Genomic DNA, 13,178 nt, shown 5'->3' with positions numbered 1-13,178 from the left:
CGGCCTCGCTGCTCGTCTAAAGGCCGATCAACAAGGCGGGGCCATGATGATCATGGCATTTTCGCTTGTCCCGCTGACCTTCGTCACCGGCTTTGGCATCGATTATTCTCGCGCCATGAGCCTCCAGACGCACCTGAACGCCGCGGCCGACGCAGCGGCGCTCGCGGCTGTCGGACCCTCGATGATCCTTCAGTCGAACAGTGACGCGACTGCTGCCGCGCGCACGATGTTCAGTGCTCAGGCCAGCCTCCTGAGCGGTTACCAGGACCTGCAGGTGACACCCACGATTACGGACGGGACGTCCGGCGGCAGCGGCGCACTGGGCTATCTTCGCAAGGCTACCGTCAGCTACACGGCCAAGTCGGTCAATGTATTCGGTGGCATTTTGGGGGCTGGCACTCTGACGGTCAGCGGAACATCCTCGGCAAGCGCCGCGCAGCCGCCCAATGTCGATTTTTACCTTGCGATGGACAATTCGCCATCCATGCTCCTGCCTGCGACCTCGGATGGAGTGAGCAAGATAATCGCGGCCACCAAGACGAGCGAAAACGCGAACGGCTGCGCCTTTGCGTGCCACGCGATGCTTCCGAAAACCGACAATATTTACGTCAAGGATCAGCAAGCCCGACACATATTGCTATCGGCAGGATATTATACGTCCGGCTCCACGACCCAGAATGTCTTCTACAGATGGGATTCGTCAGCTGACCTGGTATATGACAGCGCCGGTAATCTCATGACCTCAACTTCAACGCCGACGATCACAGGCCCCACGCGAACAACATCCGGGAGTGGAGCCAACAAGAAGAACATCGATACCACTGTCAGCACTTATAACGTCACTACTTATACTGTCGCTTCCAGTTCCAGCGGCGCGTCTACCGTCAAAAAGAAAGTGACGCCGACCACGACGACGACTGTGGTCTCCACGCCGACCAACGGGGGTGCCTCGACCACCACCACGAGCACGACTACGGGCATGCCAGTGTATTCCGACTATGACACCGGATACTGGGCTGACGGTTATTGGCTCACCCATAATTACGGCAGAATCTATGGTAGCCCTTCCAGCATTATCCTGCGCAAGGACGACATGGTCTCAGCCGCATCGCAGTTGATCCCATTCGCTGCAAGCCAGGCTTCCCAATATCAGGTTACCTATCGGGCACAGATGTTCTCGTTCGACTGGACGCGATCCGGCAATAGTTCACCTGTCAGGACGCTGAACAGTCTGACTAACGTCGCGTCATACGGCAGTGGCTTTTCGGCAGCATCCCTGTTTCCGGCGGATGATTATTGGTGGAAAAACTCGATGCCGACGAGCGGGAGCAATATAGACGATAAAGCGACCGAAGTGACGAACATGCTCACCACGATGAAAAATCTCATCCCCAATGCGGGGACGGGTGCCCCGGGAGCGACGCCACAAAAGATATTGTTCCTCATCACGGACGGTATGTTGGATCAACCAAATGGCGGGGGCCGATATTTCGGACCAATGCGGAGCAGCGACCTGACTGAATGCACGGCTATCAAGGCCAAGGGCATCAAGATCGCGATCCTCTATACGCAATATCTGCCGGAATCTCTTTCCGGCGACAGTTGGTCGCAAAACAATATTGCGCCGTTTTTGCCGCCTCCTCCTTCGCCCTATCCGGCAGGAAAGGCCGGGAGTTCCGATCAGGTTCTCACCGCGCTGCAAAGTTGCGCGTCATCCGGCGTCAATGGTTCTCCGTTGGTGCAGACCGTGACAGCCGATGACAGTATCACCACGGCCCTGCTGCAACTATTCTCCACAGCACTCCAGACGGCTCGACTGGTTCAGTAGCGATCACAATTGATGTTGCCGAGTAGAACCGGCACAAGAAGGGCACTGGCGAGACGTCATTAACGCGCTGCTAACTATCCGATGTTACGCTTCGGAAGATTGTTAAAAAGGCAGCGGGTCAGCGGCGAAAATGATTGATATTCAAAATCTTTTGCGTGCGCGGATGACGCGTATCATATTGGCGACCGCCCTGATCGGGGGTGGCGCCATGGGCTTCGCGCCCTATGTGTTGAACGATGTTTCCACCCAGGCGGCGATCAATGCTCCGCTGATCAGGCTGACGGCCGCCGCCGATGGGACAGTCGCCGATCTCCCGGCGAACGGCCACTATTTCGACAAAGCCACCGGCATACATCTGTTGGACCTGTCGCAGGATACGGGCGAGGTCGCCGAGCTAAAGGCTCAAGCCGAGATGGCGCAGACGGAAATGGCGCTCAGCGAACGGCAATTGGCCGAACTGAACGGCCAAGGTCAGCGGTTGGAGCAGCGCGCGACGCTTTTTTCCGGCGCGATGGCAACGCGCCTTACCGCTGATCGCGACTCCGCGCAGGCAGATCTCGCGGGATGCCAGGCCGAACGCGCAGAGCAAGCCGCCAATCTTGCCCGCACGCGCATTCTGGCGGCGCGGGGCTTCATATCGCCCGCCGGGGTGCAGAAGGCGGAAGCCGCCGCATCGCTCAAGAGCAGCAATTGCAGCAGCGCCGCCGCCAGGCTGCGGGCCATTCAGGTTACGCGTAGTGCCGCGCAATCCGGTGTGTTTATCGGCGACAGCTATAATGACGCGCCCTATGCGGTGCAGCAGGGCGATCGTCTGCTCTTGCAGAAGCAGGCGGTCGAAAAGACGTTGAGCGACGCGACTGCCCGTTACCGTCAGGCCAGTCTGAGATTGAAGGACGCGCTGGCCCGGGCGGGCTATCGTGCCCCGGCGGGGACTTTGGTATGGGCGGCGGTCGCCAGCCCCGGCGCCGCCATTCGCGCGGGCGAACCGGTGCTCGACCTGATCGATTGCCGCCGACGCTTCGTCCAAGTCACCCTTCCAGAACGGAAGGCTGAAGTCATCGGTCCCGGCACGCCCGCAGACGTTCGCATGATCGGCTCCGATCAGTGGCTTAAAGGGCAGGTCGTGAACATCACTGGCGCGGCGGGACGGCGCCGGGAGGAATTGCTGGCCGCATCCACCTATTCGTTGCCAGAGGATCGAGAAATACTGGTCGATGTCGCCCTGCCAGCGCCCGAGCCCCGGCGGATCGATGCCGGGCGCAAATGCGATGTGGGACGTTTGGCCGAGGTCCGGTTCAGCCGCAGGCTCTGACGGCCCATGTCCAGCATCGCCACCACCGCGCCCTTCGCGCCGCTGGCGTTGCTGGTGGGATTCCTGCTGCTTTTCGGCAAGATATGGCCGTGGCGTGCGGGGCTGGTCGCGACGATCGGGTGCACCATTGTCTATTATCTGCAGTGGCGGGTCTCCCAGACGATTCCGTGGGGCGAGGGTGCGGGCAAGCTATGGTGGCCGCTGATCTGCCTACTGGTGGAAAGTGCCGCGCTGTTCGATGGCGCGATCTTGCTGGCGATCCTCTCCCGGCCGCGCGACCGGTCGGCGGAAGCTGATGCGGGGGAGGCACGGCTGCGCGCTGCATGGGAAGAAGACCCGCTGAATTTACCCGCGGTGGATGTTTTCATCGCCACCTATAATGAACCGCGCGAAGTGCTGGAAAAATCCATCCTCGGCTGCCTCGCCCTCGACTGGCCGGACGCGCGCATATGGGTGCTCGACGATGGCCGACGACCCTGGGTGCGCGATCTGTGCCTGGCAAAGGGGGCTGGCTACATCAACCGGCCGGACAACAAAGGCGCGAAGGCTGGCAATATCAATCACGGGCTGACGGTCACCGACGCGCCGTTCGTGGCGGTGTTCGACGCCGACTTCGTGCCACGCCGAGACTTCCTGCTGCGGACCATGGGCTTTTTCGAGTCTGAGCGGATCGGCATCGTCCAGGTTCCGCACAGCTTCTACAATCACGACCCCATGCAGACCAATTTGGGCCTGCAACAGGCCATGCCGGACGATCAGCGATTTTTCTTCGAAGCGATCATGCCGGGACGAGACGGTTGGGACGCCGCCTTTTGCTGCGGATCGAACTCCGTGACGCGCAGGACCTTGTTTGAATCGATCGGCGGAGGGTTGCCGGAAGGATCGATCACCGAAGACATGTTGTTGACGCTGGCCAGTTTGCGACAGGGTTATGTTACCCGCTATCTGAATGAGCCTCTGGCCTTTGGTCTTGCTCCGGAAAGCACGACCGCTTTCTTTGTTCAGCGTCAACGCTGGGCGCAGGGCGCGATCCAGATCCTGTACCTGAAGGAAGGTCCTTTGGGGCCAGGATTGAAGCTGCGCTATCGCCTGCTGTTCCTGCCCAGCGCATGGATCACGCAGGGCCTCCAATCCATGTTTGCCGTGCTGACGCCCATTTGCTTCATGCTGTTCAATCTGGCTCCGATGGTCGGCATCGATCTGGAAGCGGTCATTCACTATGTCCTGCCACTGATCGTCGCCATGCTGAGCGGCATCACGCTTCTGGCGCCGGGGCGCTATTACCCGCTTGCCGCGCAAATTTTGTCGCTGTTCCAGACCTTCCGCATTCTGCCCGTTGCCCTGCAAACATTGTTCCGTCCGAAAGGCCTTGTCTTCAAGGTCACGCCCAAAGGGTCCGACGCGGGCGGGAATCCATGGGAGAGAACGATATTGTTCGTAGCGCTCGGCCTCCTGGCGCTCAGTTTCACTGGCCTGATGATCAATGTTACGCCGGAATATCGGGTCGTGTCGCAGGTCGGCTTGCTGCCGATGGTGACCTTCTGGACGATCGTGAACATGTTCATCCTGCTGCTGGTTGCCATGATGTGCCTGGAAAAGCCGCGTGTCCGGGGTGAGGAGCGCTTTGCGCTGCGACAGGCCGTGACGATTCTGAGCGCGCAGGGAGAGATGATCCGGTCAGACAAGGGCGACATCTCCATCTCCGGTCTTGGGCTGGAGCTCGCTGAACCGGCGGAGCTGAGCGTCGGCGAGCGCTTGGATGTCGTGTTGCCGGACGTCGGCCTGTTGCGCGGATTTGTACGCCGTTCGGGCAGGCGCCTCGGCATTGAATTCGACTTTCATTCAGAGGAAATCCGTGACCGGCTGATCGTCGCGCTGTTCACGAACGAAATCCGGATCAATACCGTTCGCCCCTCTGCGGCCGCCGCCGCTCTGGCGGTCGCCAAACGCCTCTGGCTGGCGGATCTTCGGACCACTGAAGTCCTTTCCCGTATCGCCGACAGGGATCCGGCGCCTGAGAAATTAAGCGCAACCACGCGTGTCGTACCAGCCGCGCCCCAAGGACCCAAAAGGGCGCCTGAGCGCGAGACGTTCGGCAACGATAGGGTAACTCGGGCAGCCTGATAGAGCATTTCGAAGCAGATGGCATTCATCTGCTGGCTCTGATCAGTGAGGCCCGACCCTAATCATGAAGCGGCAGAGCGGTCGTCGACTTGATCTCCTGCATGGCAAAAGACGAGCTGACATCATGAAGCGGCGCAGCCTTGGTAAGTTTGCGATATATGCGATCATAGTCCGCAATGTCGCGCACAACGATCTTCAAGAGATAATCCACTTCGCCGCTCATCCGATATAGCTCCACCACTTCCGGAATGACGGAAACACCTTCGGAAAAAGCCTGGCGCCATTGATCGCTATGGTCGGATGTTCGCACCTCGACGAATACCGTCACTCCCAAACCCAGCAGGTCGCGATCGAGAATGGCGACGCGGCGGTCGATAATGCCTCCCTGCTCCATGCGCTTAATTCTTTTCCAACAGGGCGTGCTGGACAGGCCCACCTTCTCCGCGATCTCGGCAATGGGAATAGTGACATCCCGCTGAAGGATATCCAATATGCGGCGATCAAATGCGTCCAGAACCATATTCGCCAATTCTCTAAAAAAATAGAATAGGATTCTATGTAAAAGGAGTTTTTGCGAAAACAAAGGAAATAAATTCCCCTGGCGCCTGCTATTCTGGCACCCGCAGCCAAGGGGGTCTTCACATGTTTATTCAGCGGATGTTCCGGGATCATCCACACTCTGTCGATGAAACTTATGGAGAGCATCTTCTTGCGGCGGGATCGTTCGGAACCACGATGGTGCTTGCAGGCCTGGCCTGCATAATCCACGCGCTTGTGCCGGGACTTTTCGTCAATTTCGGAAGCGCGGCCATCGAGCGCCTTCATGAACGGATGGTGGTCAACCGGCACCGGCACAGGGTGGGCGCTGCTCCGCTGGCAGGATCAGATGCGGCGGACCACCGTCGATGAGTTCCATCGTTGCGCCTGATCGGTACGGTGATGTGCCGGCAACGATCGGTTTTGGCTGGCGCGATCATGTTCCGGGCCTTTTGATCGTCGCGCTGGGGACATTGGCGGCAGGTTTTCTGTCGGACCATTATGGCGCTCCCCTGACATTGATGGCCCTGTTGCTGGGGCTGTCGCTCAATTTTCTCTCGGCGGATCCACGCCTGCATCCGGGACTGGGCTTTGCTTCCCATTCGCTGCTGCGCTGGGGAATTGTCTTGATCGGGGCACGGTTGACGGTCGGTCAGGTGGCGGGGCTGGGACCGATCGCCCTGGCGTCCGTTCTGGGCGTGCTCGTCGCCACGATGGGGGTGGGCATTCTGGTCGCCCGCAAACTGGGGTGCGGCGTGGCCTTTGGAACACTGGCCGGGGGCGCCGTCGCCATTTGCGGCGCCAGCGCCGCCATGGCGCTCGCCGCGACCCTGGGCAAAAAGCGGGTGAGCGAAGCGCAGTTGACGCTGGTGCTCGTCGGCATATCCGCCATGAGCGCTGCGGCGATGATCCTCTATCCCGTGGCCGCGCACATGCTGTCGCTGTCGAATAGCCAGGCCGGGTTTATGCTGGGAGCGTCCATCCACGACGTCGCCCAGGCGCTTGGCGCAGGCTATGCCTATTCGGAGCCAGCCGGTCAGATCGCCGCCATCGTCAAGCTGACCCGGGTTGCGTTTCTGGCGCCCGTGCTGGCGGTCATCGCGCTGTTTCTCAAAGATGGGAAAAGCCGCGCGAAAGGCCTTGGGCTGCCATGGTTCGTGATCGGTTTCTTTGCCCTTGCTGGCATCAATTCGCTCGGCGTCATTCCGGAGATGGCGGGAGTCGCTGCGAACAAGGCCGCCACCGCGCTGCTTGCCGCCGCAGTGGTGGCGACGGCCGTTCGTTCGCCCCTGCCGCTGTTGATCCAGACGGGGAGACGCCCCCTGATTGTTATTTTCTGTTCCACTTTCACCGCCTTCGTGCTCGCGCTTTCGGTGGCGCTGTATGTGGTTGGCTAGCCATTCGGGCGCGGTGCGTAGACCATGCCATGGACAAGGGCGGGCGGTTGATGGCAGAAGCTAATTCTGATAAGGAGTTACAACCTTGAAGCCGCGCCTTTTTTCGATCCCTGTCCTGTCATCCGGAATCCTGGCACTGTCTGCTTCCATGGTCCAGGCGGCGCCAGATAAGGTCGTTGCCGTTCACCGCCATGCGCTGGTGATCGATGCCCATGCGGACGTGTACAATCCTCTCGAATATCCTGATCAAACCACCACGATCGACGCCGGGTCGGAGGTAGACATCGACAAGCTCCGGCAGGGCGGAGTGGATGCCGTTTTCCTGTCGGTTCATGCTCCTCAAGAGGAAAATGACGTCGGCGGGCGTGAGAAGGAACGCCGCGTTGCGGAAGCGAAGCTGGCTGCGATCAAGGACATCGCGGCCCGTCACCCGGACAAGGCAGCACTGGCGAAAACACCGGCCGATGTTCGCAAGATTGCCGCTTCGGGCCGCACCGCCATTCTCATCAGCCTGTTGAACGGCGCACCCTATTCGCAAGACAAGAATGCGGTCCAGTATCTCTATGATCAGGGCGTTCGAATGATCGGCTTTGTCCATATGGGCAATAATGAACTGGCCGACTCCTCCCGGCCCTTCGCGCGTCAAAAGACAGGCGAAAATGGCGGACTGAGCTCCTTGGGCAAGCAATGGGTGGCCGACGCCAACAGGCTGGGCATCGTGCTGGACGTATCGCAACTTTCGACACAGAGCCTGATGCAGACCGTCGCTCTCAGCAAGGCCCCGGTCATCGCCAGCCATTCCGGCATCCGATCGGTCGTCGACACCAGCCGCAACCTCACCGACCAGGAGCTTGATGCGGTGGCGAAATCTGGCGGTGCAGTCTGCGTCGTCGCTTTCAGCGCCTACCTCGCCAAATCCTTGCCGCCGGGCACGGACATCGCCCGCATCACTTCGCTGGCGCAGACTTTTTCGAATGGCTACGAAGGAATGACAGTTGAACATCGCAAGGAAGTCTACGCCGAGTTAAACAGGCTGATGCCCCGCGCCAGTGTCGAACAATATATCGACAATATCGACGCGGCCGTCAAAAGGATCGGTGTCGATCACGTCTGCATCAGCAGTGATTTCAACCATGGCGTGACCGGGATCAACGGATGGCGAAACGAAGGTGAGGCGCCGAACGTCACCGCCGCTCTTTTGAAGCGCGGCTATAGCAGCCAAGACATAGACAAGCTGTGGGGCGGCAATGTGCTTCGCGTCATGGCGAAGGTGCAGGCGCTTCGCGCGCGCTGAAAAAGGCGAGTGTGACAGCGAGTGCCCATGCGCACTAGCGCCAACTTACGCAACGCCGATTTGGGGCTAACTAAACTTGCTTTAAAGAGGAGAGGGTAAATGAAAATCATCACTGGCAAGTTTAGTGGCAATAGAGCGGCAATTTTCGCCGTAGCGCTCATGGCAACTCTGTCGATGTCGGCTTCCGCACAACAAGCAGATCTTGTTATGCGCTCGGCAAGGTCCTTGCCTGAATTCTCGCCGTTCACAAAAACCGAACAGCAGACAATCCTGGGCGTGACCGAACTACTGGAACGCTATGTTGAGGCGTATTCCGGCAAGGGCGACAGTCGCGCCTACGCGGCCCTCTGGGCTTTTCCGAACGGAGGCTTTGCTGCGAACAACGTGCTGCTGCCGGGCATGTCGTCGCCTGAGGCCGTGGCCAACGGGGTTGCCCAGCATTTCGCCCATCGGACCAGCCCGCTCAAAACGGTCAGCTCCGAAATTACCGTGCATCCGATCAATGACATCGCGGCGATCGGCCAGGTTCGGTACAATTTCCAGGACACCCCCAACAGCACTCAGAGGTCATTCACCAGCGTCTATCTGTGCGTCAAGACGAAGGATGGGTGGCGGTTCTACGTGGCTATGGACGGCAAGGACAGCGGGACTTCCTTTCTGAACGTGGCCACGAGCCATCGCGAATGGAATTTTTAGACCGGTGAGCGACGGACGAGCAAATGACGGGCAAGCGCATCCTTAAGCTCGACCCCTTCCGCTGATTTGCGACCCGGTGAAACACGCAGTAGAAGGGTGGTTAGCATAATAAGTATCGGAGAAACGCATGGAGGGGTCGCTTGAGGGCAAGGCTATTATCGTCACCGGCGCGGGTGGCGGGATCGGCCGGGACAGTTCCCGCCTGTTCGCAGCCGCGGGCGCTCGGCTCATGCTTGCCGATATCGGGGAACAGGGTCTCCTCGAAACACAAGAGGCGATCAGGGCAGACGGCTTCGACGCCGACATAGTGATCGTCGATGTCGGCGCGGAAGATTCGGTGCGGAACATGGTAGCGCAGACGATAGCGCGCCACGGTCGGCTCGATGGAGCATTCAATAACGCCGCAGTGGAACAGGCAGGCAAGGCTTTGACCGACATCAGCCTGGCCGAATGGGAAAAGTCGCTCAGAGTCGACCTGACTGGCGTATTCCTGTGCCTCAAACACCAAATTCCCGCGATGCTCCAAAATGGCGGCGGCTCGATCGTCAATACGTCTTCAAGCATCGCTAATGCCGCGATCCCAAATTGCGCGGAGTATATATCGGCTAAAACCGGAGTTTTGGGCCTGACGCGAGCTGCGGCGGCCGAATATGGCAACCAGAACATCCGCGTCAACGCCATCCTGCCGGGCATCATCCGCACGCCGATGGTCCAGCGTTTGCTGGACGATCCCCAGATTCAGGTCGTGTTCGAACGGTCGCGCGAGCGCCATCTTGTCGGTCGGTTTGGCGAACCGAGTGAGGTCGGCGAACTGGCCAAGTGGCTGCTGTCGGACGCCTCCTCGTTCGTCCATGGCGCATCGATTCCCGTCGATGGGGGAGTCGGCATAAACGGAGGATAAGCCTCCCCGCTCGATCTTTCCCAGCCGACCTCCACGCGTCGCCCGTCTTGGTGTAGGTCCAACCGACCTCACCATCGCAGGCACCCGCCGCATGAGCACGGCGGCGACGTACCTGCGGGAAGCCAGATCGCGGCCCAGCCTGGAGATTGTGACCGGCGCCTTCGCCACCCGCCTGCTGTTCCAGGGTACGCGAGCGACAGGCGTTGAAATCTGTGCCTGCGCCCGCTGACCATCGCGCCCTATTATGCCATGCCCATCTATCCCGGCGATATCGGCACCAATGGCGGCTTGGCGACGGATGCCCGTGCTCGGGTGATGGACGAGGCGGGCCGTGTGATCCCCGGGCTTTATGCAGTGGGTAACAATGCGGGATCCGCCATGCGGGAAAGCTACCCGGGCGCGGGTGTGACCCTCAGCCCGGCGCTGACCTTCGGCTATCTTGCGGCATGTGACATGACGAGCGTCAACGCCTGACAGCCACGCAAGGGTCGGTCCCGGCAGCGTCCCGCTCCGCACGTGGCGGGACGCTCCCGTCAAGCGAACGGGATCAGCCGGGCGGACGCGACGGAGCCAATCATCCTCACCGATTTTCGTTTGTAAGGCTTTTAGTTCCTTGCGTCACGGCTTCAGCCGCTTGTGCGCGCGGCATCCCCTGAAGCGCATGGAAGCCCTCCGCCAGTTCGGGCGGCGTGATCACGGGGCCGTTCTGGATATTGTCGAGGCCGAACTGCGCAATGTCGTCCGGCTCAGCGGGTGGCGTTCCCATTCCATCCAGCTTGAGGCCCGCGCGTTCAATGAACGGCGTGCGCGTCGTGCCGATTACAAGCGAGAGCACATCGATGTTGGCGGGGCGCAATTCGGCCCATAAGCCTTCGGCGAGACGCTGACTGAATGCCTTCGTGCCCGAATAGACGGCCACGCCCGCCCCACCGGCAGCGCCCGCCACCGATCCCAGGATAATGATCCCGCCTCCACCGCGAGCGGACATCGTGCGACCGAAATGATGCGCGAGTTTCAACGGCCCGACGACATTCAGATTGACGGCATTCAGGGCGGAGTCCAACGGCGTATCGAGGAAGGATGCCGGTGCGACCGAGCCCGCATTATAGATCAGCAGGCCCACGTCGATGTCGGCGCTCGCTTCTGCCACGCGGTCCAGAAAATCCGCACGCGTGACATCCATCTGCAGGATACGGATGTCTGCCCCGTCGGCCCGCAGCGCCTCAGCAAGCTGCGTCAGTGGTTCGATCTTGCGCGCAACAAGTAACAGACCGAATCCGTCGGCCGCCAGCTTCCTTGCGAAGCTTGCCCCGACGCCCTCTGATCCGCCGATGATGACTGCCCATGGCCCGTATCGTTTCAAATCCACCTTGCGTTCCTCTTCATAATTTGCGGCGGGATGCTGCATCGTGAATATTCATCCTGCGCCGCCAGCTTATCATTTTGGCCCCTGCTATAGCTCACCGGGCCGTTGTGACTCCGAACCTGCGCCCCTTGGCGTCCGCGATGACGTTGGGCGAACTTATGTAGAAATGGCCTGCCATTGCGATCTCCTGGATGACAGGCGGATGGCGTCGGGGACGGCCTGACCGCGAACCGCGTCGTCGAAGGTCGCTGCCCGCTCTGGAAGGGTCGGCTCGCGGCCTTCTATTCTCGCCTTCATCTCGCCGAACAGGCGCGCATAGGGCGGAATGTCGAAGCCGCTGGTGTGCCAGCGGTCCATCGCCGTCCGGATCAGTTCCGCGACGGGAAAGGGGGTCGGCGGCGGACTGACCAGGTCGTCCGGCATCTCGACACGCCGCGATCCGGCGGCATTCGTCATCCAGACCTCTTCTGGATCGCCATAGTTCGCTCCGCTCCACGCTGGACACGCACGTTTGGAACGCGATCTTGTCGCGAACGCCATATTTGTGGACCATCTTGTTCAGGTAGGTTAGGAGTTCCGGACCCGTCGGGAAATAGCGCGACCAGGCCGAGTTCGGCTCAAACGAATAGGAATAGATCCGGCTCTCCGTATCAACCGCGGCGCCGGGATAGGTGTTGGTCAGCCAGGTGCCGCCGACGTCGGATTCGGCCTCGATCAGCTGGTAGGAGTAGCCAGCCTGCTGGAGTTTGATCGCTGCGTTGATGCCGATCATGCCCGCGCCGACGACCATCACCTTGAGATTGGCCGGGGGCATCCGCTCCGCTGGTGTACCCGGGTGTCGGTCACGAAACCGGCATGCTGGAGCCCGACGGGGATCGACGGTTCCGGCATGTCCGTCCCGGTGGCGAGGCGGGCCATCTCGTGGAACAGTGCCCGATCGGGTGTCTGGATCAACGGGCGCTGGCCGCGCCGCATGGCCGCCAGCAGGAGCTCGCGGACTTTGGCCGCTGCGGCTTCGTCGGCCGCGGCCGGCTCCTGTCCCGGGGGTGCCGGGACGAGCATCTCGCGGGCACCTTCGATCGCCGGGCCATATTCAGCGAGGAGCGTGCGATCGCCAGTGATCGGCACCAGGCTCAGCAGGGCGACGACCGGATCGAGGATGGCGATGGCCTCGGCCATCATGTTCTGCGGTTCGGTGCCGGGCGTTAATTCCGCAGCGAGCATCTGGACACCTCTTCCCTTAATGTTTTCTGGACGCGACGGATATTGATGCCGCCGGACCTATGAACGGGAGCCTTGTCGGCGGCGACGCATATTCAGGGGGCAGCTGGCGCAACTACGGTGCCCGAGAGCATTTGATTGAGCGTGGCGCGAAATTCGTCATCCCTCAAACGGACTAGGGTCGGCACATGCTGTAGATCTTACAGCCGGTAGCCTGCCCGCGTGGTTCAGCCAGGCCCCAAGGGAGCCTTCGCGATGCGAGGCTTCACCCATGCGCTCGCTGTCGAACGGGTGCTGTCAGACAAAAGCGCGCGGAATAGCGCCGCGTGGCGGAAAATTCCCTGACATTCTCAATGTTTTGAGACTGGGTGGCGGAGCGGGAGGGATTTTGGAGGCCTACTAACGAACTGAATTATTGATATAAAATATTTTCACGTCCGCCAGCCCCACACTGAACCCCACACATCCTTCAACCATTGCAAATCCGCTAACCGCTACAACG

13 protein-coding genes and 2 pseudogenes are annotated in these 13,178 nt (G+C 60.4%); 10 read left to right on the top strand and 5 right to left on the bottom strand.

The window, feature by feature from the left end:
• Positions 1–43 precede the first annotated feature (43 nt).
• From IZV00_RS10190 to IZV00_RS10180, 3 genes are all read left to right on the top strand, one after another.
• Positions 44–1,828 (top strand): pilus assembly protein TadG-related protein, encoded by a 1,785-nt coding sequence (locus IZV00_RS10190; RefSeq protein WP_196224544.1) that lies wholly within the window; start codon positions 44–46, stop codon positions 1,826–1,828.
• 163 nt (positions 1,829–1,991) lie between these two features.
• Complete coding sequence (locus IZV00_RS10185) at positions 1,992–3,140, top strand: HlyD family secretion protein (protein WP_196224543.1); 1,149 nt, start codon at positions 1,992–1,994, stop codon at positions 3,138–3,140.
• Between the two features lie 6 nt (positions 3,141–3,146).
• Positions 3,147–5,264, top strand: a complete 2,118-nt coding sequence (locus tag IZV00_RS10180) for a glycosyltransferase (RefSeq protein ID WP_196224542.1) — start codon at positions 3,147–3,149, stop codon at positions 5,262–5,264.
• A 58-nt stretch (positions 5,265–5,322) separates the two neighbouring features.
• Here the strand turns inward: IZV00_RS10180 and IZV00_RS10175 are convergent, their stop codons facing one another.
• Entirely contained in the window at positions 5,323–5,784 is a 462-nt protein-coding gene (locus tag IZV00_RS10175) for an Lrp/AsnC family transcriptional regulator (protein ID WP_196226606.1), read from the bottom strand.
• A 122-nt stretch (positions 5,785–5,906) separates the two neighbouring features.
• On the opposite strand from IZV00_RS10175, the pseudogene IZV00_RS21205 reads away from it, so the two are divergent.
• The 7 genes and pseudogenes from IZV00_RS21205 to IZV00_RS10145 form a co-directional block, all read left to right on the top strand.
• Positions 5,907–6,041, top strand: a pseudogene (locus IZV00_RS21205) (DUF6356 family protein); the annotation flags it as partial.
• Between the two features lie 128 nt (positions 6,042–6,169).
• Positions 6,170–7,198 carry a YeiH family protein gene (locus IZV00_RS10170; protein ID WP_196224541.1) on the top strand — a complete coding sequence of 343 codons (1,029 nt, stop codon included), beginning with the start codon at positions 6,170–6,172 and terminating at the stop codon, positions 7,196–7,198.
• 85 nt (positions 7,199–7,283) lie between these two features.
• Positions 7,284–8,492: a dipeptidase gene (locus IZV00_RS10165; RefSeq protein WP_196224540.1), complete on the top strand. Its 1,209-nt coding sequence runs from the start codon at positions 7,284–7,286 to the stop codon at positions 8,490–8,492.
• 99 nt (positions 8,493–8,591) lie between these two features.
• Positions 8,592–9,188, top strand: a complete 597-nt coding sequence (locus IZV00_RS10160; RefSeq protein ID WP_196224539.1) for a nuclear transport factor 2 family protein — start codon at positions 8,592–8,594, stop codon at positions 9,186–9,188.
• Positions 9,189–9,315: 127 nt separating this feature from the next.
• The gene (locus IZV00_RS10155; protein WP_196224538.1) at positions 9,316–10,089 is read left to right on the top strand and encodes an SDR family NAD(P)-dependent oxidoreductase; all 774 of its coding nucleotides are present in this window, start codon (positions 9,316–9,318) and stop codon (positions 10,087–10,089) included.
• A 91-nt stretch (positions 10,090–10,180) separates the two neighbouring features.
• On the top strand, positions 10,181–10,318 hold the full coding sequence (locus tag IZV00_RS21200) for a GMC family oxidoreductase N-terminal domain-containing protein (protein ID WP_230463176.1): 138 nt from the start codon (positions 10,181–10,183) through the stop codon (positions 10,316–10,318).
• A complete protein-coding gene (locus tag IZV00_RS10145; RefSeq protein WP_329604499.1) occupies positions 10,300–10,563 on the top strand; it encodes an FAD-binding protein in 264 nt (87 codons plus the stop codon). Before IZV00_RS21200 ends, IZV00_RS10145 begins: the two co-directional genes overlap by 19 nt.
• A 106-nt stretch (positions 10,564–10,669) precedes the next feature.
• Here the strand turns inward: IZV00_RS10145 and IZV00_RS10140 are convergent, their stop codons facing one another.
• The 4 genes and pseudogenes from IZV00_RS10140 to IZV00_RS10125 form a co-directional block, all read right to left on the bottom strand.
• On the bottom strand, positions 10,670–11,497 hold the full coding sequence (locus tag IZV00_RS10140; protein ID WP_196224536.1) for an SDR family NAD(P)-dependent oxidoreductase: 828 nt from the start codon (positions 11,495–11,497) through the stop codon (positions 10,670–10,672).
• Positions 11,498–11,611: 114 nt separating this feature from the next.
• On the bottom strand, positions 11,612–11,911 hold the full coding sequence (locus IZV00_RS10135; protein WP_196226684.1) for a hypothetical protein: 300 nt from the start codon (positions 11,909–11,911) through the stop codon (positions 11,612–11,614).
• 145 nt (positions 11,912–12,056) lie between these two features.
• Positions 12,057–12,245 (bottom strand): annotated as a pseudogene (locus IZV00_RS21530) (NAD(P)-binding protein); the annotation flags it as partial.
• Positions 12,245–12,679: a hypothetical protein gene (locus IZV00_RS10125; protein WP_196224535.1), complete on the bottom strand. Its 435-nt coding sequence runs from the start codon at positions 12,677–12,679 to the stop codon at positions 12,245–12,247. The pseudogene IZV00_RS21530 and the gene IZV00_RS10125, both read right to left, overlap by 1 nt.
• Positions 12,680–13,178 lie beyond the last annotated feature (499 nt).

It is taken from the genome of Sphingobium sp. Cam5-1 (assembly GCF_015693305.1).
Classification (GTDB): domain Bacteria; phylum Pseudomonadota; class Alphaproteobacteria; order Sphingomonadales; family Sphingomonadaceae; genus Sphingobium.
The sequence above is the reverse complement of the archived record's forward strand: the minus strand, read 5'-3'. Positions and strand labels throughout refer to the sequence as shown.

Coding starts and splice junctions, on each gene's coding strand:
- IZV00_RS10170 (WP_196224541.1), top strand. CDS start 6,170: ATGAGTTCCATCGTTGCGCCTGATCGGTACGGTGATGTGCCGGCAACG.
- IZV00_RS10180 (WP_196224542.1), top strand. CDS start 3,147: ATGTCCAGCATCGCCACCACCGCGCCCTTCGCGCCGCTGGCGTTGCTG.
- IZV00_RS21200 (WP_230463176.1), top strand. CDS start 10,181: ATGAGCACGGCGGCGACGTACCTGCGGGAAGCCAGATCGCGGCCCAGC.
- IZV00_RS10175 (WP_196226606.1), bottom strand. CDS start 5,784: ATGGTTCTGGACGCATTTGATCGCCGCATATTGGATATCCTTCAGCGG.
- IZV00_RS10135 (WP_196226684.1), bottom strand. CDS start 11,911: ATGACGAATGCCGCCGGATCGCGGCGTGTCGAGATGCCGGACGACCTG.
- IZV00_RS10190 (WP_196224544.1), top strand. CDS start 44: ATGATGATCATGGCATTTTCGCTTGTCCCGCTGACCTTCGTCACCGGC.
- IZV00_RS10160 (WP_196224539.1), top strand. CDS start 8,592: ATGAAAATCATCACTGGCAAGTTTAGTGGCAATAGAGCGGCAATTTTC.
- IZV00_RS10185 (WP_196224543.1), top strand. CDS start 1,992: ATGACGCGTATCATATTGGCGACCGCCCTGATCGGGGGTGGCGCCATG.
- IZV00_RS10140 (WP_196224536.1), bottom strand. CDS start 11,497: ATGCAGCATCCCGCCGCAAATTATGAAGAGGAACGCAAGGTGGATTTG.
- IZV00_RS10125 (WP_196224535.1), bottom strand. CDS start 12,679: ATGCTCGCTGCGGAATTAACGCCCGGCACCGAACCGCAGAACATGATG.
- IZV00_RS10155 (WP_196224538.1), top strand. CDS start 9,316: ATGGAGGGGTCGCTTGAGGGCAAGGCTATTATCGTCACCGGCGCGGGT.